The sequence below is a fragment of the Methylobacterium nonmethylotrophicum genome, from assembly GCF_004745635.1.
Taxonomy (GTDB): Bacteria; Pseudomonadota; Alphaproteobacteria; order Rhizobiales; family Beijerinckiaceae; genus Methylobacterium; species Methylobacterium nonmethylotrophicum.
In genome coordinates this window covers 270459-291664 of record NZ_SRLB01000002.1, presented here as the reverse complement: position 1 = coordinate 291664, position 21206 = coordinate 270459, and the positions used below count along the sequence as shown (strand labels likewise).

At 71.2% G+C, this 21206-nt stretch carries 14 protein-coding genes; 4 read left to right on the top strand and 10 right to left on the bottom strand.

The features are described from left to right. Positions 1–108 precede the first annotated feature (108 nt). On the top strand, positions 109–489 hold the full coding sequence (locus tag EU555_RS04085) for a response regulator (protein WP_135413218.1): 381 nt from the start codon (positions 109–111) through the stop codon (positions 487–489). A 100-nt stretch (positions 490–589) separates the two neighbouring features. On the opposite strand, the gene EU555_RS04080 is transcribed toward EU555_RS04085, so the two are convergent. From EU555_RS04080 to EU555_RS04050, 7 genes are all read right to left on the bottom strand, one after another. Further along, on the bottom strand, positions 590–1885 hold the full coding sequence (locus tag EU555_RS04080) for an alpha/beta hydrolase (protein WP_135413216.1): 1296 nt from the start codon (positions 1883–1885) through the stop codon (positions 590–592). 387 nt (positions 1886–2272) lie between these two features. Beyond that, positions 2273–3505 (bottom strand): ABC transporter substrate-binding protein, encoded by a 1233-nt coding sequence (locus tag EU555_RS04075; protein WP_135413215.1) that lies wholly within the window; start codon positions 3503–3505, stop codon positions 2273–2275. 612 nt (positions 3506–4117) lie between these two features. After that, positions 4118–7000, bottom strand: a complete 2883-nt coding sequence (locus EU555_RS04070) for an EAL domain-containing protein (protein ID WP_135413213.1) — start codon at positions 6998–7000, stop codon at positions 4118–4120. A 172-nt stretch (positions 7001–7172) separates the two neighbouring features. After that, on the bottom strand, positions 7173–8303 hold the full coding sequence (locus EU555_RS04065) for a UDP-3-O-acyl-N-acetylglucosamine deacetylase (RefSeq protein WP_135413211.1): 1131 nt from the start codon (positions 8301–8303) through the stop codon (positions 7173–7175). 582 nt (positions 8304–8885) lie between these two features. Beyond that, the gene (locus EU555_RS04060) at positions 8886–10181 is read right to left on the bottom strand and encodes a M16 family metallopeptidase (protein ID WP_135413209.1); all 1296 of its coding nucleotides are present in this window, start codon (positions 10179–10181) and stop codon (positions 8886–8888) included. After that, a complete protein-coding gene (gene thrC / locus EU555_RS04055) occupies positions 10178–11590 on the bottom strand; it encodes a threonine synthase (protein ID WP_135413208.1) in 1413 nt (470 codons plus the stop codon). The genes EU555_RS04060 and thrC overlap by 4 nt, the downstream gene beginning before the upstream one ends. Positions 11591–11666: 76 nt before the next feature. Beyond that, on the bottom strand, positions 11667–12083 hold the full coding sequence (locus EU555_RS04050; protein ID WP_425375079.1) for a DUF4864 domain-containing protein: 417 nt from the start codon (positions 12081–12083) through the stop codon (positions 11667–11669). 500 nt (positions 12084–12583) lie between these two features. Between EU555_RS04050 and EU555_RS04045 the strand changes: the two genes are divergently transcribed. Continuing rightward, positions 12584–13864: an amidohydrolase/deacetylase family metallohydrolase gene (locus EU555_RS04045; protein ID WP_135413206.1), complete on the top strand. Its 1281-nt coding sequence runs from the start codon at positions 12584–12586 to the stop codon at positions 13862–13864. 263 nt (positions 13865–14127) lie between these two features. Here the strand turns inward: EU555_RS04045 and EU555_RS04040 are convergent, their stop codons facing one another. The 3 genes from EU555_RS04040 to EU555_RS04030 all read right to left on the bottom strand — a co-directional run bounded on the left by EU555_RS04040 (position 14128) and on the right by EU555_RS04030 (position 18071). Next, positions 14128–15447, bottom strand: a complete 1320-nt coding sequence (locus EU555_RS04040; protein WP_135413204.1) for a dicarboxylate/amino acid:cation symporter — start codon at positions 15445–15447, stop codon at positions 14128–14130. Positions 15448–15558: 111 nt separating this feature from the next. Beyond that, positions 15559–16974 (bottom strand): aspartate ammonia-lyase, encoded by a 1416-nt coding sequence (gene aspA / locus EU555_RS04035; RefSeq protein ID WP_135413203.1) that lies wholly within the window; start codon positions 16972–16974, stop codon positions 15559–15561. A gap of 197 nt (positions 16975–17171) precedes the next feature. Continuing rightward, entirely contained in the window at positions 17172–18071 is a 900-nt protein-coding gene (locus EU555_RS04030; RefSeq protein ID WP_135413201.1) for a LysR family transcriptional regulator, read from the bottom strand. 292 nt (positions 18072–18363) lie between these two features. On the opposite strand from EU555_RS04030, the gene EU555_RS04025 reads away from it, so the two are divergent. Both EU555_RS04025 and EU555_RS04020 read left to right on the top strand, forming a co-directional pair. Further along, positions 18364–19983, top strand: coding sequence for an ABC transporter ATP-binding protein (locus EU555_RS04025; protein WP_135413199.1), 1620 nt, complete (start codon positions 18364–18366; stop codon positions 19981–19983). Continuing rightward, positions 19980–21194 (top strand): phosphopentomutase, encoded by a 1215-nt coding sequence (locus EU555_RS04020; RefSeq protein ID WP_135413198.1) that lies wholly within the window; start codon positions 19980–19982, stop codon positions 21192–21194. The genes EU555_RS04025 and EU555_RS04020 overlap by 4 nt, the downstream gene beginning before the upstream one ends. The last annotated feature ends 12 nt before the right edge of the window (positions 21195–21206 follow it).

The following is a 21206-nucleotide window of genomic DNA, read 5'->3' as shown; positions in this document are numbered from 1 at the left end:
GGCAGCCTCGCATTCGCGCGATTGACCGGGCGGGCCCGGCCGACACACTCTTGCCGCTCGACCGAGCGGGGCGCCGATTCGCCCGGTCCGGAACCCACGGAGATCGCGATGCTGAACGGACGACGGGTGCTGATCGTCGAGGACGAGGCGCTGGTCGCCCTGGAGCTGACCGAGATCGTCACGGGCTCGAATGCCCACGCCGTCGGCCCGGCCCGCACCAACCGGGAGGCCCTGGCGCTCCTCGATTTCGAGGAGGTCGACGTCGCGATCCTCGACCTCAACCTCGCCGACGGCGAGGCGACGCCGACCGCCGAATGCCTGATCGCCAAGGGCGTCCCGGTCCTGATCTGTACCGGCGGCGTGCTGCCCCGGGCCATGCGGCTGATGTGGCCGGACCTGCCGATCCTGAGAAAGCCGCTGAACCCGGACCGGCTGGTCGAGGCGCTAGGTGCGTTGTGCGCCGAGGCGGTGGGAGCAGGGCGCCCCTGATGGCGGCGGTGGCGGGCGGTCAGCCCGCCTGAAGCGTCAGCCCGGCCGGACCGTCTCGCGCATCGGCTGGCCCGGCGGCCTCGGCGACCACCCGCCGGCTTCAGGGACGAGACCCCGGTCGCTCCCTCTCGGTACCGTCCGCCTCGGCGGTGTCCGGCTGGGTATCGGGCGCCAGGCTCGCGTCGGACACCGTCCGGGACGACGCGGCGATCGGAGAGCCGGCCCATCCCGCGAGAGGGGCAGCCGCTGCCTCCAGCACCGACCTCATGATCGAGGATTGCCACGCGAAGTAGGGGTTGAAGGTCAGCCGCGCGTGGATCTTGTTCGGTTCGCGGTAGCCCCAGTCCGAGTACCAGACCTCCGCCCCGCGCTCGCAGGCCAGCGTGGCGGCCGTGTCCTGTCCGTTCCAGCAGATGCGGGACGTCCCGCGATCACCGTAGAGGCGGTTCGACGGGTTGAACAGGATCCCCATATGCGAGAACTGGCTGATCCGCCATTCCGGCAACCGGTCGCTGCGCACGAGGATCCGGGTGTCGTCGCCCGGCCTCGCCGGTGCCTCGCCGTACCAGACCAGCCGGCTCGCCGGATGCGGGAAGCGGGTCCGGAACGTGTCGAGCAGGTAATCGGCGTCGAGCACCGAATCGTGTCTGGCCACGACCATGAAGACCGGCTTCCCGAACGGCCGCTCGCCGAGGCGCCGACGCACCGTCCGACTGCTGTGGTAGAATTGCGCGAACCCGTTGGTCGGCACCGTCAGATAGCGCACCTCGTTCTGCAAGGGCGCCCGCCCGTCCGGCGTCAGCAGCCACGGGCGGAACCGGGCGGCCAGCGGCGTGAGCCAGTCGAGGGGCACGTCCGACTTGAAGGCCGGTGAGAACAGCACGAGCCCGGCGACGTCGTCGTTCGCGTAGGCGTAATCGGTGACCAGGTTGGCTCCGGTGGAGAAACCGCCGAGATAGACCTGCCCGACATCGCGGCGCAGAGCCTCGGCCTGCTCCCGGACGACCTGCCGCCACTGCTCCACATCCACGCCGAGCAGATCCTCGGGATGCGTGCCGTGACCGGGCAGCAGGACCGTCCGGACGAGGTAGCCCGCTGCGGCCAGATCCCGGGCGACGTCGTGGAAGGACCAGGGCGAATCCCCGAGCCCGTGCACGAGAAGGATTCCCCTCGTCGGCTTCGCGCCCCGACGCGCTCCGGCGGGCCGCCACTCGCGCGGGGCGTTCAGGGTCACCGCCTCATCCGACTTGCGGCGCGATTGCAGCACCTGGAGCGCATCGCGCCGGTGAACGGCGAAGGTGGGCGGTTCCGGGGAGGGCACCTCGGCAGCAACGGCGCCCCGCAGACCGGTCGCGAGCAGGAGCGCGAGGACCAGCGCGGCGTGCAAGGCCTTCATCGGGGTTCTCCTCGGAACGGGCGAGCGCCGGGAGGTCGGTTCGCGCCCGAACCGGCATCAACGGCGCATGGTCCCGCCGCCAGAGGTCTCGCACGCTTGTCCCGCGGCCAAGCAGGGCGATGCTGTGCGAAATCGCACGGATCCGACCGGGCAGCGGGATTTTTCCTCGCATTCCGAGGCACGCTGCGCCCGTGCGGAGCCGGCTCGCGGCCCGTGCTGAGGGTCACAGCCGGAATCCCGCCCGATCACGGTGCCGCACGGTGCACGGCCCGAGAGCGGCCATGGCCTCGTGTCGTGTCCCGTGACGGCGCGATCGGGTCGTGCTCAGAGGGGAGGGCGGCCGTCAGGGCTCACGTCGCCTCTGCCCGATTTACCCGCCCCGGACCCTCACGCCCGCACGAGCGGGCAGCCGCCCTTGTCGAGGGGCCGGAAGGCCTCGTCGATCGGGGTCGTGCCGACGAGCTTGTAGTAGTCCCAGGGCCCGCTGCTCTCGGAGGGCTTCTTCACCTCGAACAGGTAGGCGGGGCAGAGCTTGCGGCCGTCCTCGCGGATGCGGCCGGGGCCGAAGGCGTCGTCGTCGGTCGGCATCGCCTTCATGCGGTTGACGACATCGACGCCCGAGGCCTTGGCGGCCGGCACGCCCATGTCGGTCACGGCCTTCAGGTAGTGCAGCACGGCCGAGTAGTTCGCGATCGACGCCATGTTCGGGTACACGCCCTTCAGCCGCGGCAGCGCCCGCCGCGTCACCGCCCGGGTGCGGTCGTTGAGATCCCAGTAGAAGCTCTCGGTCAGGACCAGGCCCTGCGCCGCCTTGAGGCCGAGCGCGTGCACGTCCGACAGGAACATCAGCAGGGCTGCCAGCTTGAAGCCCTGCTGGGTCAGCCCGAACTCGGCCGCCTGCTTGATCGAGTTGACCGTATCCGCGCCGGCATTGGCCAGCCCGATCACCTTGGCGCCGCTGTTCTGGGCCTGGAGCAGGAACGACGAGAAGTCGGCGGTCGCCGGGAAGGGATAGCGCACGCTGCCGAGGACGCGCCCGCCATTGGCCTTCACGAAGTTGCCGGTGTCGCGCTCGAGCGCGTGGCCGAAGGCGTAGTCGGCGGTGATGAAGAACCACGAATCGCCGCCCGCCCGAACCATGGCGCCGCCGGTCGACTTCGCCAGCATGTAGGTGTCGTACATCCAGGAGATCGTGACCGGCGTGCACTGCACCCCGGTCAGGTCGGAGGTGGCCGCGCCGGTGTTGATGTAGGCCTTGTTCTTCTCCCGGGCGACCTGGTTGACGGCGAGGCCGACCGAGGAGGTCGGCACGTCGATGATCAGGTCGACGCCGTCGCGGTCGTACCATTGCCGGGCGATGCCGGCCCCGACATCGGGCTTGTTCTGGTGGTCGGCCGAGATCACCTCGACCCGGAAGCCGTTGGCGGCGAACTCGTCGACGGCCATCTGGGTGAGGGCGACCCCGTAGGGCCCGCTGATGTCGCGGTACGGCCCGGACTGGTCGTTGAGGACGCCGATCCGGATCGTATTCGCGGCCTGCGCCCGCGACAGGCGCGGCAGCATCGGCATGAGGCTGAATCCGGCTCCAGCGGCCAGTACCTGACGTCGGGTCGTCTGCATCGTGGTAATCCTCCCAGCCCAGGAGGCTCGTTCGCGATACTTGTGTCAACGCCGAAACCGCTGGACGGACAAGAATTCACCTTGATCCTGCGGGCCGTACAGTCTCTTCGATGCTGCACTGCAAATAAAAACCCGTGCCGCACTGCGCGGGACGAACCGGTTTAACCTCGTTTAACGTAGCAGATTGGATGAAGTGTTCCTGTCTCGACATCGGACATTGCGGTTGAAGGCTTCAATCGGCAACACAGCAACGGTTGCATTGCCGTACCCGAGCCGGGCGGGAAGGCCGGAGGCCCCGTCCCGCGAAGGCCCGCTCTGCTTGGGCTCTTGTTAGACCGCCGCGCCTTCGAACGGACTGGTTCGCAGGCGCTGGCGACGTCTCTCTCACAAAAACTCCCGATCGCCGGCCCTGCTCAGTGTGGCGGCCTCGGCGCAGCGGGAGTCTCGTGAGGTGCACGAAGCCCGAACGGGTTCGCGCCGACAGGCGCTGATGCGCCGAACGCCTTCGCATCGATGTGTCGATGCGAAGGCGCCCGGGTATTCCTGCATCATGGTCACCGCCGAACCCGTGACCACTTCGGCACCGGTCGTTCGCGACCGGCGGACTGATGCTCAGGCCGCCTCCGGGGCCGCCCCCACCAGCTGCCGCGCCTGCAGGACCGACATCGGCTCGCCGAAGGCGAAGCCCTGCGCGTAGTCGCAGCCGATCTCGGCGAGCGCCAGGGCGTCGGCCTCCGATTCGGCGCCCTCGGCCACGATCTCGAGGCCGAGCTCCTGCGCCATCCGGACGATCGAGCGCAGGATGCCGGAGCGGCCGCTCGCCATCTGGCGCACGAAGGACTGGTCGATCTTGATCGTGTCGAAGGGGAAGCGCTGCAGGTAGGTCAGCGCCGAGTAGCCGGTGCCGAAATCGTCGAGGCAGAGGCCTGCGCCGAGCTCGTGGATGCGGGCCAGCATCTGGGCGGCGTATTCCGGGTTCTCCATCACCAGCCCCTCGGTCAGCTCGAGCTTGAGCGAGCCGGGGACGACGCCGGTGCGGGCGAGCACGGTCTTCACGTCGTGCAGGAGGTCGTGGCGCAGGAGCTGGCGCGACGACAGGTTGACCGTCGCGAAGATCGGCGGCTCGACCACGAGCGCCTGCTGCCAGGCGGCGAGCTCGGCGGCGGTGCGCTCGAGCGCGAAGACGCCGAGATTGACGATGAGGCCGGACTCTTCCGCGATCGGCAGGAAGACCTGCGGAGTGACGCGGCCGAGCCGCGGATGGTCCCAGCGCAGGACGGTCTCGAAGCCCGCCACCGTGCGGTCCTCGAGACGCACGATCGGCTGGAACAGCACCTTGATCTCGTTGCGCTCGAGCGCCCGGCGCAGGTCGCTCTCCATCGTCAGGCGCTCGCCGCGGTCGGAGCGCATGGTCGGGCGGTAGACCTCGATGCGGTCGCCGCCCTGGCGCTTGCCGCTGATCATCGCGAGTTCGGCGTTCTTGACCACGTCGTCGCGCTTCACCACCGCGCCGGCCTCGTGGAGAGCGACGCCGATCGAGGGCGTGAGGAAGATCTCGCGGTCGGCGTAGGTGATCGGCGTCGTGATCGCCCGGCGGATGCTGTCCGCGAAGGCGATGATGCGGTCGGGGTCGCGCTCCGAGAGCAGGATGATCGCGAACTCGTCGCCGCTGACCCGCGCCAGGGTGTCCTGGGGCCGCAGCAGCCGGTTGAGGCGGCGCGAGAGCGTCAGCAGGATCGAATCACCCGCAGAGAGCCCGATCGTGTCGTTGACCTGCTTGAACCGGTCGATGTCGACCACGAACAGGGTCGGCTTGAGGCGCGGATCCTGGCTCGCCAGCGCCAGGGCGGCGTCGAGCCGGTCGCTGAACAATTCGCGGTTGGGCAGGCCCGTGAGGTTGTCGTGCACCGCGTCGTGCAGCAGCCGTTCCTCGGCGATCTTCGCCTCGGTCACGTCCGCGATGGTGCCGACGATGCGCACCACCTCGCCGTCGGTGCCGATCACCGGACGGGCCTTGAGGCGGAACCAGTAATAGGGACCCGCCGCCGAGCGCAGGCGGAAATCCTGGGTGATGCGGCCGCGGCGGTCCTCGATCACGGTGTCGAGGGCGGCCGAGTAGCGCTCGACGTCGAAGGGGTGGAGGAGGGAGAGCCAGTTCGCCTGCGGCCCTTCCAGCGCCCCGCGCTTGAGGCCGAGCTGCGCCTCGATCTCGGGGCCGGCGAAGACCCGGTCGCCCGGCACGTCCCAGTCGAACACCACGTCGCCCGCGCCGGTCAGCGCCAGGGCCCGCCTCTCGGTGTCGGAGACGAGGCTGTTGCCCAGGCCCCCGCCCGCGAAGGCGTGCTGGAGCACCGTGAAGCCGATCAGCATCACGATCAGCACCAAGCCGCCGATCAGGGCCGGCTGGACGAGGTCGTTGTGGAGCTGGCCGGTGATGGCGAAGCCCGCCGCGACGACCCAGGCGAGCAGCAGGAGCCAGGTCGGGATCAGCAGGATCGCCCGGTCGTAGCCGTTGTGGATGGCGAGGTAGACCACCAGCAGCAGGCCGACGCCCGCCACCGTCGCGACCGAGATCCGCGCCACGCCCGCCGCGACCGGCGGGTCGATGACGGCCAGCCCGACGAGGCCGGCGAGGAACAGGAGCCAGATCAGCGCGACGTGGCTGTAGCGCACGTGCCAGCGGGCGAGGTTGAGGTAGGCGAACAGGAATACCAGGAGCGTCGCGCCCAGCACCGCCTCGGCCGAGGCGCGGTAGATCCGCTCGGCGGCTTCCGTGACCGGGAAGATGCGCTGGAAGAACCCGAAATCGATGCAGGCGTAGGCCAGCACCGCCCAGGCGAGGGCCGCCGCGGCCGGGAAGATGATCGCGCCCTTGACCACGAACACGATGGTCAGGAACAGGGCCAGCAGCCCGGCGATGCCGATGATGATGCCCTTGTAGAGGGTGAGGCCGGTCGCCTTCTTGCGGTAGGCGTCCTGGTCCCAGAGGTAGACCTGCGGCACGGTGGGGGTGCGCAGCTCGGCCACGAAGGTGACGGTGGTGCCGGGATCGAGGGTGATGACGAACTGGTCGGCATCCGGGCTCTCGTCGCGCTCGGGCCGGATGCCCTGGCTCGCCGTGATCGCGGCGATGCGCGAGCCGCCGAGATCGGGCCAGACCACCCCGGAGCCGACGAGGCGGAAATGGGGGGCGACCAGCAGGCGGTCGATCTGCTCGTCGGTGTCGTTGGTGAGCGCGAACACCATCCAGTCCGGCCGCGCCCCGGTCTCGCGCGCCTTGACGGCGATGCGGCGCACGATGCCGTCCTTGCCGGGTGCGGTGGAGATCTGGATCAGGTCGCCGTCGGAGCGGTAGCGCTCGATCGCCGGGGTGAGGTCGATGGCCTGCGAGTCGAGGGTGACGCGCACGGCCTCGACCGCACCGGCCTCCGGCGCGGACAGGAGCAGCCCGAAGAGGGCGGCGAGGCAGGCGAGGACGAGTGAGAACGTGCGCAAGCTTCGGGGTCTTCCGACCGGACGGGGACGGCCACGGTCACGGGGCGACTCAAGGGAGGTGCCGGACCGTACTGACGCCCAAGCTTCCGAGCAAGGCGGAGGCCTCGGATCTCCCCTGCCGCCCGCACGCGCGGCCGCCGACGGGCCTCGATCGCTCCGCTTTGCGGCCAAATCAAGTTGTGCCGATTGCTCCGCAATCGGTGCCGGTCGTTCCGCGACCGGTGGCTTCGGCCTCGGCGACCGGTACCACCTCCCAGCAGTCCGGGTGGCGCATCAGCTCGGTCAGGAACGCGAAGGTCAGGGCGTGGGTCGGGCAATTCGCCACGATGCGCCCGAGGATCGGCCGGCCGGCGAGCGCCAGGTCGCCGACGAGGTCGAGGATCTTGTGCCGCACCGGCTCGTCCGGGAAGCGCGCGCCGCCGAGGACGCGGCCGCCGAGCAGGATCGCCACCCGCCCGGGACGGGCGCCGCGCAGCAGGGGCTCGCGGTCGCGGGGCTGCATCCTGCCTTGCGTCTCGGGCGCGATCGCGCGCTCGCAATCCGGCCGGGCCGGCGTGGGTTCCGGACCGGCGGCGGCGCACACCGTCTGGGCGGCGAACGAGCAGGCCCAGAGGCGCTCGATGGTAGGGGCGGGCAGTAGCGTCCGGGCGAGGCGCGTCTTGAGCAGGGTGCGCCAGATCAGCGAGGCGTTGCCGAAGCTGCGGCTCGGGGCGATGGCGGTCCGGAACGAGGCCGGATCGATCGGGCCCGACCAGCGCAGCACGCCGAAGCCCGGCAGGCGGTCGGTGCTGACGTCGACGCTGAATCCCTCGCCGGGCTCGGCGCGCAGGAAGCCGTGCATCCCGTTGACCTGGAACGGGGCGCGGATGAGCAGGGCCTGACGCGGCCGCTCCTGCGGCACCCGCCCGGCCGCGTCGATCAGCGCGCACCAGCGCGAAGCCGAGCCGTCGAGGATCGGGATCTCGGTCCCCTCCACCGCGATCGCGGCGTTGTCGATGCCGGAAGCCGCCAGGCTCGCCATCAGGTGCTCGATGGTGCGCAGCTTGCGCCCGCGGCCGAGATCGAGGGACGTGCTCATCCGGCTCGCGACCCAGCCGGACGCGACGGCCGGCACCTCGGTGCTGGTCTCCGTGACCGGGCAGCGCACCGCGAAGCGGATGCCGTGGCCGGCGGGCGCCGGCGCCAGGGTGACGCGGGCGACCCGGCCGGTATGCAGACCGGCGCCGCGCACCGACACGCTCCGCCCTAGCGTCGCCTCGCGCACGCCGCTGCCGGCCGCACGCGCACAGCCCTCGAGACCCATCCCGTTCGCCCAACCGTCCCGCCGACCGGTCTCGCCGGTCGTCGTGCTGCTGTTCCCCTCGAGCCGGTGCGGTCGTTCCGTGGGCGGGACGGCGATGCCGCCAGTCTCCTCGACCCCGGGACTTGGGCCGCACAGGACCCGACGCCGGGCGCTGGCGCGCTCGACTTCCGGTCGGTTCTACGGAGACTGGCCGTGACTCGACACTAGACCGTTCGGACTAGATCAGGCGGGCAGCACACGGGCGGGACGTCTTGCGCCGCGCGGGATGGTGTCTGTTCGATTGTCGACGGTCGGCCGACTGCTTCGGCATGGCTTCGGAAGACCGCCGCTTCATCCCTCCCGCACAGAAGGCAGAGCTGCCCGGGGGAAGGAAAGGCGCGGGTTTCCTCCTCTCCCCGCAGCGAAGTCGGGCCTGCCCGACGTCGCCCTATTCTTGCAGATCCCGGGCAGGCCCGGGATCTGTCGGGGAGAGGAGAGAAGCGGGTTCTTTCTTTTCCCGGACGGCCCTGGGGAGGCGGGAGGTTCTGCGCGAGCCGAGACTCAGCCGCTGGCTGGAGACGGAACGGCAGTGCCTGCCGAGGCTCACGCCGCCCGGAGCGCCTTGGACACCGCCTCGAGGCTCTGAAGTTTCCTGATCGGCCCGATCGCCGCGATCGTCGGCGCCCCCGCGATCAGCGCGCGGCCTGCCGCCCGGACGTCGTCCGGCGTCACGGCATCGACCTTGGCGATCACCTCGGCGGCGGGGATCACCCGGCCCCAGGCCAGGAGCTGCCGCGCCGTGCGCTCGATGCGTCCGCCCGGCGTCTCCAGCGCCGAGAGCAGCGCCACCTTGAGCTGCGCCTTCGCCCGGGCGAGCTCGGCCGAGTCCACCGTCTCGGCGGCCTCGCGCAGGCAGGCCAGCGTCACCTCGACGAGGCCAGGCAGGTCGGCGCCCGCGGTGCCGGCGCCGATGCCGAACAGGCCGCAATCGCTGAACGGCCAGTGGAAGGCGTGGATCTCGTAGGCGAGGCCGCGGGTCTCGCGCACCTCGTGCCAGAGCCGCGAGGTCAGCCCGCCGCCGAGCACCTGGGCGAAGAGGTGGGCGGCGTAATAGGCATCGTCCCGGAACGACAGGCCGGGCAGGCCCAGCACCAGGTTGGCCTGTTCGAGCTTGCGCGGCATGCGCCGCTCGCCGCCGCGATAGTCGCCCGGCACCGCCTCCGGCGCAGTGCCGGCCGGCATCGCGCCGAAATGCTTCTCGGCCGCCGCCACGATCGCCTCGTGCTCGACCGCGCCGGCCGCCGCCAGCACCATCCGGCCCGGCGTGTATTCCCGGGCGAGATAGGCCTCGATCGCCGCACGATCGAAGCTCTGGATCGTCTCCGGGCGCCCGAGGATCGGCCGGCCGATCGGCTGGTCCGGGAAGGCGGCCTCCGTGAAGGCGTCGTACACGACGTCGTCGGGCGTGTCCTCGACGGCGGCGTATTCCTGCAGGATCACGCCCTTCTCGCGGGCGAGCTCGCCGGCCTCGAAGGCCGAGCGGGTCAGGATGTCGCCGAGCACGTCGAGGGCGACCTCGGCGTCCTCGCCCAGCACCCGGGCGGTGTAGCTCGTCTGCTCGACGCTGGTGGCGGCGTTGATCTCGCCGCCGACATTCTCGATGTCCTCGGCGATCTGGCGGGCCGAGCGGGTCGCCGTGCCCTTGAACGCCATGTGCTCGATCAGGTGGCTGAGCCCGTGCTCCTGCGGCCGCTCGTTGCGCGACCCGGCCCCGACCCAGACCCCGAGGGTCGCGGTGGCGACGCCGGGCATCGCCTCGGTGGCGACGGTCAGGCCGTTGGGCAACCGGGTGACCTTGAGGTCGGGCGAGGCGCCGAGCGTCGCGAAGTGCTGGTTCACGCGACGCTCCTCAGGATGCGGGCCCGCTCGCGGATCGCCCGCTCGACCGCCGCCTCGTCGTTCGGCAGCACGGTGAATCGCTCGCGCCGGTCCAGGAGGTCGGCGAGATGCGGCGGCAGGGCCGGGCGGATGCCGGTCGCGGCCTCGACCGCGTCCGGGAACTTCGCCGCATGGGCCGTCGCCAGCGCCACCACCGGCGTCGCCGGATCCTCGGCCACGAGCCGGCGGGCGGCGCGCACGCCGATGGCGCTGTGGGGATCGATGATCTGGCCGGTGCCCCGGTAGACGTCGCGGATCTCGGCCACGACCTCGTCCTCCGGCACCGCCGCGGCGTCGAACTCGGCCCGGATCCGCTCGAGCGTCGCCGGGTCGAGGGTGAAGGCGCCGGACTGCTTCAGGCCCGCCATCAGCCGGTTGACGGCGGACGCGTCGCGGTCGAGGGCCTCGAACAGCAGGCGCTCGAAGTTCGACGAGACCTGGATGTCCATCGACGGCGAGGTGGTCGGCGCCACGCCCCGGACCTCGTAGGACCCGGTGGCGAGGGTGCGGGCCAGGATGTCGTTGGCGTTGGTGGCGATCATCAGCCGCCCGACCGGCAGGCCCATGCGCTTGGCCGCCCAGCCGGCCAGGATGTCGCCGAAATTGCCGGTCGGCACCGAGAACGAGACCGGGCGGTGCGGGCTGCCGAGCACCACCGCGCTGGTGAAGTAGTAGACCGCCTGCGCGGCGACCCGGGCCCAGTTGATCGAGTTGACGCCCGAGAGCCGTACTTCTTCCGCGAAGCGCGGGTGCTGAAAGAGCGCCTTCACGATCGCCTGGCAATCGTCGAAGGTGCCCTCGACCGCGAGCGCGTGGATATTGTGCGCCTCGACCGTGGTCATCTGCCGGCGCTGCACCTCCGACACCCGGCCGTGGGGGTAGAGGATGAACACGTCGACGTTGTCGAGGCCGCGGAACGCCTCGACGGCGGCGCTGCCGGTATCGCCCGAGGTGGCGCCGACGATCGTTGCCCGGCTGCCCCTGGCCTTGAGCGCGTGGTCCATCAGCCGGCCGAGGAGCTGCATCGCCACGTCCTTGAAGGCGAGCGTCGGGCCGTGATGCAGTTCGAGCAGGAACAGGTTGTCGCCGAGCTGGGTCAGCGGGCAGACCGCCGGGTGCCGGAAGGTGGCGTAGGCCTCGTCGATCATCCGGTCGAAGTCGGCTTCGTCGATCTCGCCGTCGACGAGGGGCGCGAGCACGGTCTTGGCGGCGTGCGCGTAGGGCCGGCCGGCGAGGCCCGCGATGGTCTCGAACGGGATCTGAGGCCAGTCCTGCGGGATGTAGAGGCCGCCGTCGCGGGCGAGGCCGGCGAGCAGCGCGTCGGTGAAGGTCAGCGGCGCGGCGGCGCCGCGGGTCGAAACATGGAGCACGGTGATCTGTCCTGAGGCTGCCGCAGGCCCTACACGAAACCGCGAGCCCCGTCAGCCGATCCCGGCGCGGGTCAGGTCAGGCGCCCACGCCCGGGGCCTTTCGCAGGCGGCAGCCGGTGATCTGCCACGCGCCGTCCGCCCCGCGCTCCAGGGTATAGAGCGCCTCCCAGTCGGTGCCGTCCTGGTCCTGGATGCGCACCCCCTGCGCCAGGCTGCCGTCCGGCAGCTCCTCGTCGGCCCCGAACTCGAAGCGGCGGTTGCGGTAGACCGGGGCGTAGCCCTGGCGGACCATGCCGATGAAGGTCTCGGGGCTGCCGAAGATCGACCGGATGGCGGGTGCCGCCTCGGCATAGGCGGCGGCCGCGTCGTCGTGCCGGAACGCGTCCTGCTGGCGCAGGATCACCGCGCGGGCCGCGTCCCGGTCGTCCGTGCCGGCGGCGAGAACTCCCGGGCTGATGGCGAGGAGGGTCATCAGGGCGACGAGCGTGCGCACGGGCCGGGCCCTCCGGAGCGGATGCCTCAAGGTATCAGGCCGGTGTCGTGCGCACAACTTCAAGTCGTCCCACCCCTGATGGACGAGAGCAGGTGGCGGGGCCTGTTCTGAGGGGGCCACGTGGCTGCGCCGATGACGGACGATGCGGCGCGAAAGGCCCTCTCGGAGAGCAGGACCTGACGGCATCCCCCCGGCCCGGCGCGGGCGAGACATGTGCGGCAGGCACCACACCCGCGCCGCCAGCGTGGGCCGCCGGCGCGGCGAGGGCGAAGCCGGCATAGGCCGGCGCCGGGGCCTGGGTCTCCATGTCGCAGGCCGGAAGCCCGATCCCGCCGATCAATCGCCGTGCTCATCCTCGCCGGGTGCCTTGACGACCGACACGCCTCGCCATGTGCTAACAAACTTGGGCGTTGCCGACGGCCGGCCGTCTTGTCCGGTCACCGGCAGACGCCCGCCATCCGATGTGAATGCCGGAGAGCATTCCGCGAGGGGGGAGACGAATGGGCGATCTGACGCGTCGCGCGTGGCTCGGCGGCCTGTCCGCGACAGGAATCCTGACCGCGACCGGTGTCGCGCGGGCCGCGATGGGCCCGAACGACAAGTTCGACCTCGTGATCAAGGGGGGCGAGGTCCTCGACCCGAGCCAGTCGCTGCGCGCCAGGCGCGACGTCGGCATCCGCTTCGGCGTGATCGAGGCGCTCGACCCCGAGATCCCGGCCACGCGCGCGCAGCGCGTGCTCGACGCCTCGGGCAAGCTCGTCCTGCCCGGCCTCGTCGATCTTCACGCCCACACCTATCCCTACGGGTCGGCCATCGGCATCCCGGCCGACGAGACGGTGCCGTTCTCCGGGGTGACCACCGTGGTCTCGGCCGGGGATGCGGGGGCCAACAACCTCGCGGCCCTGCGCCGGCACATCGCCGCCCAGACCCGCACGCGCATGTTCGCCTTCGTGCACATCGCCAATAACGGCCTGTCGGCCTTCCCGGTCGCGGAACTCTACAACATCGACCACGCCCAGGTGGAGGCCTGCGCGCTGGCGCTCGCCGAGAACCCGGACTTCGCGCTCGGCGTGAAGGTCCGCATGTCCGAGAACGTGATCTTCAAGCACGGCGTCGAACCGCTCAAGCGCGCGATCCAGGCCTGCGAGATGTCCGGGCGGCCGGCCAAGATCATGGCGCATATCGGAGGCGTCGAGACGGCCGAACTGATGAGCCGGATCCTCGACCTGCTGCGGCCCGGCGACATCCTCACCCACTGCTATTCCGGAGCGCCGAATATCGGCGGCCAGTTCACGAACATCGTCCAGGGCGGCAAGCTGCTGCCGGCCGCCCTCGAGGCCAAGCGGCGCGGCGTCGTGTTCGACATCGGCCATGGCGGCGGCTCGTTCGATTTCACCGTGGCGGAGGCGGCGATCGCCCAGGGCGCCCCGCCGGACACGATCTCCTCCGACCTGCACGTCTTCTCCGGCAACACGCCCGGCATGCCGTTCCTGCCCTGGGTGATGAGCAAGTTCCTGCCCCTCGGCTTCACCCTCGAGCAGGTCGTGGCGATGACGACCGCCGCCCCGGCCCGGGTGATCGACCGCGGCGCCAAGCTCGGCACGCTCCAGGTCGGGGCGCCGGGCGACGTGTCGGTCATGGAATGGGTGGAAGGGCCGGTCGGCTTCGTCGACACCCGCAACAACACCCGCAGCGGGAGCGCCTATCTCAAGCCGGTGCACACGGTGAACACCGGGGTGGTGTTCGGGCGGCCGTTCCAGTCGCCCTTCGCCGTCCGTTAGGACGGCCGTCAGGGCCGTTCCGGCGGAGATCTCGCGGAAAAGACCGCCGACCGGGGTGCCGGTCGTCCCGATCCGCCGGGTCCCGGTCTGCGGTTTCCCCTCCACCTCAGGGAGGGAAGGCGCGTTCCGATGACGGGACGAGATCAGGCAGCCCCGTCGTGGGAATGCGGCAGCCCGCAGGGGAGAGGGGATCCCGCGCCTCTTCGTCGAGAGGGTCGCGCTGTTCGCACCCGGCCGCGCCGCGCGACCGCCGATGCTCACTCTCACGCCGCCGCCTTGTCCGCCGGGACGACGCGTCCGGCCGGCGCCTCCGCCAACGCCTCGTCCGGCACCGCGTCCATCTCGCCCTGCCAGCGGGCGACCGCCGCGGTGGCCAGGCCGTTGCCCAGCACGTTGGTGACGGTGCGGCCCATGTCGAGGATCTGGTCGACGCCCATGATCAGCAGGATGCCGGCGGCGGGCAGGCCGAACATCGGCACGGTGGCAGCCACCACCACCAGCGAGGCGCGCGGCACGCCGGCGATGCCCTTGCTCGTCACCATCATGACGAGGAGCATGGTCAGCTGCTCGGTGAGGCCGAGTTCGATGCCGAAGGCCTGGGCGATGAACAGCGAGGCGAGCGCCTGGTACATCATCGAGCCGTCGAGGTTGAACGAGTAGCCGAGCGGCAGCACGAAGCCGGTGACGCGGGGCCGCACGCCGAACCGCTCCAGCACCTCGACGGTGCGCGGGAAGGCGGCCTCGCTGCTGGCGGTCGAGAAGGCGACGATCATCGGTGTGCGCAGGAGGCGCAGCAGCCGCAGGGTGCCGTTGCCGAGCACCAGCCAGCCCGCGCCGATGAGGAGCGCCCACAGGACCGCCAGCCCGAGATAGAACACGGCGATGAACTTGCCGTAATCGATGAGCACGCCGAGGCCCTGGATGGTGACGACCGAGGCCATGGCGGCGAAGACCGCCAGCGGCGCGACCTGCATCACCGCGTCGGTGACCTTGAACATCACCTGCGCGAGCCCGTTCAGCAGGTGGACCATCGGGTCGGCGTAACGCCGGTCGATCGCGCTGAGGCCGAAGCCGAAGAACACCGAGAAGACCAGGATCTGCAGCACCTCGTTCGTCGCCATCGCGGACACGATGCTGGTCGGGAAGACGTGGGTGATGAACTCGCGCAGGTTGAGCGAGGCGGCCTTGAGGCCGGTCTGTGCCGAGGCGTCCGGCAGCGGCAGCCCGAGGCCGGCGCCGGGCTGGAAGAGGTTGGCGACGAGGAAGCCGAGCGACAGCGAGACGATCGAGGCTGTGAGGAACCAGCCCATGGCGAGGCCGGCGACGCGGCCGACCGCCTTGGTGTCGCCGAAGCTCGCGATGCCCGACACGATGGTGGCGAAGACGAGCGGCGCGATGATCATCTTGATCAGCCGCAGGAAGATGTCGGTGCCGATGGTGAAGTATCCGGCGATCTCCTTCGCCTCGGCGGGACCGGCCGCCATGCCGTGCAGCCCGGCGCCGACGACGACGCCGAGGGCCAGCCCGATCCCGGTATAGAGCGTCAGCCGGCCCGAGCGTCCGGTCGGTTCAACCTGTGCCATGTTCCGTGTTCCTCCCTGGGATGAATGGATGAGCGGAAGGTCCCGGACACGACGGCGCCCGGGTTCTTCCGCGATTGTCGGCGTTTCCGTGCGAGACTCGGCGACGGGCCTTCAGGCCACCGTCAGGGCCTGCGGGCGCGTCAGACGGTCGGGTTGCAGCACCTGATCGAGCTGGTCGCGGGCCATCAGCCGCTTCTCGAGCACGAGGTCGTAGACGCCCCGACCCGTGGCGTGCGCCTCCATCGCGACAGCGGTGGCGTTGCGGTAGCCGATATAGGGGTTGAGGGCCGTCACGATGCCGATCGAGTTCTCGACGCTGGCGCGCAGGCGCTCGCGGTTCGCCGTGATGCCGCGCACGCAGTGGAGGTCGAGGGTGCGGCAGGCCGCCTCCAGGTGGGCGAGGCTGCGAAACAGGCTGTAGGCGATCACCGGCTCGAAGGCGTTGAGCTGGAGCTGGCCTCCTTCCGCCGCGAAGCTGATCGTGACGTCGTTGCCGATCACCTCGAAGGCGACCTGGTTGACGACCTCCGGGATCACCGGGTTGACCTTGCCGGGCATGATCGACGAGCCGGCCTGGCGCGCCGGCAGGTTGATCTCGCAGAAGCCCGCCCGCGGGCCGCTGGAGAGCAGCCGCAGGTCGTTGCAGGTCTTCGAGAGCTTGACGGCGACGCGCTTGAGCACGCCGGAGACCTGCACGAAGGCGCCGCAATCCTGCGTCGCCTCGACGAGGTCCTCCGCCGTGATGAGCGGGATCCCGGTGATGGCCGAGAGCCGCTCGCGCACGAGGCCGGCATAGAGCGGGTGGGCGGTGATGCCGGTGCCGATCGCGGTCGCACCGAGGTTGATCTCGCGGATCAGGAGTTCCGCCTCGCCCAGCCGCGCCTCGTCCTCGGCGAGCATCCGGGCATAAGTGCCGAATTCCTGGCCGAGCGTCATCGGCACGGCGTCCTGCAACTGGGTGCGGCCCATCTTGAGCACGTCGCGGAACTCCTCCGCCTTGGCCTCGAAGCTCCCGCGCAGACGCGCCATGGCGTCGACGAGGCGGCGGATCGCCCCGATCCCGGCGATCTTGAGCGCCGTCGGATAGACGTCGTTGGTGCTCTGGCCCATGTTAACGTGCTCGTTGGGGTGGAGCCGGCCGTAATCGCCGCGCTCCGCCCCGAGGATCTCGAGCGCCCGGTTGGCGATCACCTCGTTGGCGTTCATGTTGGTCGAGGTGCCGGCCCCGCCCTGGATCTGGTCGACGACGAACTGGCCGTGCAGGGCGCCCGACCGGATCTCCAGGCAGGCCGCCACGATGGCGTCGCAGCGCGCACCGTCGAGGAGCCCGAGTTCGCGGTTGGCGAGCGCCGCCGCCTGCTTGATCGCGGCGAGCGCCCGGATCAGGTCGGGGCAGGTGGCGAGCGTCGTGCCGGTGATCGAAAAATTCTCGACGGCCCGCAGGGTGTGGATGCCGTAATAGGCATGCGCCGGCACCTCCCGGTCGCCGAGAAGGTCGTGCTCGATGCGGGTCGATAGGGCGGTCACGGGACGACTCCTGGCGTGAGGCTTCTGGCGCGCGGGCGCGATCCGGCACGCCGGATGGCGGGCCGGCGGCGGGGCCGCGTCAGAGGGATGGATCGGGCCGGGGTCGGGCCGGTTCCTGAAAAACCGTGGCGCCGTCACCGGATGGCGGCGGGATAATCCCGGGGCTCGCGCCGCGCCAATGCTATGTTCGCCAGGAACTATTCCGCATCCGAATAGTTTGGCGGGTCCTCCGCCGCGACGGCCCAGACCTCGTCGAGAAACGACCGGTGCCGCTCGGCGCTGCGGAAGAGCCGGATCTCCATCGGCATCTCGCGGCCGAGCACCGTGAGCGCCCCGGCGCGGATCTCGGGCGCCACCAGGCTGCGCGGCAGCCAGGCGATGCCGTGGCCGCCGAGGGCCATCGAGCGCAGGGCCTCGGCCATCGAGTTCTCGTTGGTGTGGACCGGATAGGTCGCCGGCGCGTCGTCGGCTTCCTGCGCGATGCCCGCGAGGCGGCCAAGGAAGGAGCCGCGGGAATATTGCAGCAGCGGCAGGCGGCCGCGCGCGTCCGGCACCAGGCCGCGCGGGGCGGCCACCGCCGCCAGGCTGTCATGCCCGACGACCCGGAAAGGGTAGCGCTCGGGATCGAGCGGGATCGGGATGCCGGGATGGTGGTAGGTCAGGAGCAGGTCGTAGCCGCCCTCGACGAGTGCCTGGACGCAGATGTTGAAGTTGTCGGGCAGCACCCGGCTCGCCACCGGCCCGAGCGCGTCGCGGATCCGGCTGAGCCACCGCGGCAGGAACGACAGGCACAGCGAGTGCAAAGCCGTGATCGTCACCACCGGCAGCCCGGCGCCGTCGCTGCGGGCGCGGAAGTCGGCCCGGCTCAGGGTGAGGAGCCGCACGACCTCCTCGGCGGTCTCGAGGAACTGGCGGCCATCGGCGGTCAGGGTGATCGGATAGGTGCTGCGGTCGAGGAGCGCGGCGCCGAGCCAGACCTCCAGGGAGCGGATGCGCCGGCTGAAGGCCGACTGCGTGACCGCGCGCAGTTCCGCCGAGCGCGAGAAGCTGCGGGTCTCGGCGAGGCTCAGGAAGTCCTCGATCCACTTGAGTTCCATCGCGGTCGTCCGTGCGGGCGGGGCTTGCCGCCCCGATCTCGCTTCTTCCTCGCTCCCATCGTACGGCAAGGCGAGGGCCGGGACAGCGGCCCGAACCGCTTCGGGTGTACCGGGACCGGTTCAGGCCACAGCCGACGGGCTCCGGTGCTGGGTGCGGGATCGGACGATCCGGGAACCCGCCCGCTGCCGCGCCGATCCGCCCGCTGCGTCGAGGCGCCGGTTCCCGGCCGCCGGGGAATGACCTACATCGGGTCACCGGCGCCACGCCGTCCGCCGCCGCACCCTCGAGCCGATGACCGACCCGCTGCTCTCCGTCCAGGACCTCTCCGTCGTGTTCCGTCAGGGCGGGCGCGAGACCCGCGCCGTCGACCGGGTGTCCTTCGCCATCGCGCCGGGCGAGACCGTGGCCCTCGTCGGCGAGTCGGGCTCGGGCAAGTCGGTGACCGCCCTGTCGATCCTGCGCCTCCTCGACGGCGCAGGCCCGGAGGGCCGCATCCGGTTCAAGGGCCGCGACCTGCTGACCCTGTCCGAGCCCGAGATGCGGCAGGTGCGCGGCGCGGACATCACCATGGTGTTCCAGGAGCCGATGACCTCCCTGAACCCGCTCCACCGCATCGCCGACCAGGTCGGCGAGGTGCTGCGGCTGCACAAAGGGATGAGCGGCGAGGCGGCCCGGGCGCGCACCCTCGAACTCCTGAACCTCGTCGGCATCCGCGACGCGGAAAGCCGCCTCGGCGCCTACCCGCACGAGCTGTCCGGCGGGCAGCGCCAGCGGGTGATGATCGCGATGGCGCTCGCCTGCGAGCCCGACCTCCTGGTCGCCGACGAGCCGACGACGGCGCTGGACGTCACCGTGCAGGCCCAGATCCTGGCGCTGCTCGCCGACCTGAAGGCGCGGCTCGGCATGGCGATGCTGTTCATCACCCACGACCTCGGCATCGTGCGCCGCGTCGCCGACCGGGTCTGCGTGATGCTCCAGGGCCGCATCGTCGAGGCCGGCCCGGTCGCCGAGGTCTTCTCGAACCCCCGCCACGACTATACCCGCCGCCTCCTCGCCGCCGAGCCGAAGGGCCGCGGCAACCCGGTCCCGGACGGCGCTCCGATCCTGGTCGAGGCCGGGCCGATCCGCGTCCACTTCCCGATCCGCACCGGGCTCCTCCGGCGCACCACCGGCCACGTCAAGGCGGTGGACGGCGTGAGCGTGCGCGTGCGCGAGGGCGAGACCGTCGGGGTGGTGGGCGAATCGGGCTCCGGCAAGACGACGCTGGGCCTGGCCATCCTGCGCCTCACCGCGTCCGAAGGGCCGGTCGTCTATCTCGGCCGGCGCATCGACGGGCTGTCGGCCGGCGCCATGCGCCCCCTGCGGCGCGAGATGCAGGTGGTCTTCCAGGACCCTTACGGCTCGCTGTCGCCCCGCATGTCGGTGGCCGAGATCGTCGCCGAGGGGCTCGCGGTCCAGGACAAGGGACGCAGCGACGCCGAGCGCCGGGACATCGTCGCCCGGGCCCTCGACGATGTCGGGCTCGATCCCGCCGCCATGGACCGCTACCCGCACGAATTCTCCGGCGGCCAGCGCCAGCGCATCGCCATTGCCCGCGCCATGGCCCTCGATCCGCGCTTCGTCGTCCTCGACGAGCCGACCTCGGCCCTCGACATGTCGGTGCAGGCCCAGATCGTCGAGCTGCTGCGCGAACTCCAGCGCCGGCGCGGCCTCGGCTACCTGTTCATCAGCCACGACCTCAAGGTGGTGCGCGCGCTCGCCAACCGCGTGATGGTGATGCAGGGCGGCCAGGTGGTGGAGGAGGGCGCGGCCGAGGAGATTTTTTCCTCACCGCGCACCGCCTATACCCGGGCCCTGTTCGCCGCCGCTTTCGACCTCGCGGCGGCGCCCGCCGGGGCGGTGAGCGAATGAGCCGGGCGCTCCTCATCGTGCTCGATTCGGTCGGCATCGGCGGCGCGCCGGATGCCGGCGATTTCGGCGATGCCGGCGCCGATACGCTCGGCCACATCGCCGAGGCCTGCGCCGAAGGCCGCGGCGACCGGGCGGGGCTGCGTCACGGCCCCTTGCGCCTGCCCCATCTCGCCGCGCTCGGCCTCGGGCTGGCCGCGGAAGGGGCGAGCGGCCGGCTGCCGCCCGGCCTCGCGCCGCCGGGGCCCGTCGAGGGCGCCTTCGGGAACGCGGTCGAGTGCGCGCGCGGCAAGGACACGGTCTCGGGTCACTGGGAGATCGCCGGCGTGCCGGTGGACTTTGCCTGGGGCCACTTCCCGGCGACCCGGCCGGCCTTTCCGCCGGAACTGACCCGGGCCCTGATCGCGGAGGCCGGGCTGCCGGGCCTCCTCGGCGATTGCCACGCCTCCGGCACCGCGATCATCGAGGAGCTGGGCGACGAGCACCTCCGCACCGGACGACCGATCGGCTACACCTCCGTTGACAGCGTGTTCCAGATCGCCGCCCACGAGGAGGCGTTCGGCCTCGACCGGCTCTACGCCGTGTGTGCCATCGCCCGCCGGCTCTGCGACCCGTACCGCATCGGCCGGGTCATCGCCCGGCCGTTCACCGGCGACGCGAGTACCGGCTTCACCCGCACCGCGAACCGGCGCGACTACGCCGTGCCGCCGCCCGGCGACACGCTCCTCGACCGCCTGGCCGCGGCCGGCCGGCCCGTGGTGAGCGTCGGCAAGATCGGCGACATCTTCGCCCATCGGGCGACCGGCCGCGAGGTCAAGCCCGGCGGCAACGACGCCTGCCTCACCGCGTCCCTGGCGGCCCTGGCCGATCTCCCCGAGGGCGGGTTCGTCTTCGCCAACCTCGTCGAGTTCGACACCGAGTACGGCCATCGCCGCGACGTGCCGGGCTACGCCGCGGCGCTGGAGCGCTTCGACGCCCGCGTGCCGGAGATCCGCGCCGCCTTGCGCCCCGGCGACCTCTGCCTCGTCACCGCCGACCACGGCAACGACCCGACCTGGACCGGCACCGATCACACCCGTGAGCAGGTGCCGGTGCTCGCCTTCGGGCCGGAGATCGCCCCCTTTCCCCTCGGCCGGCTCGGCTTTCCGGCGATCGGCCGGATGATCGAACGCCATCTCGGCTTGGCGGTGGCCGGCGGCGGGCCGCTCGCGTAAAGCTCGGTCTTG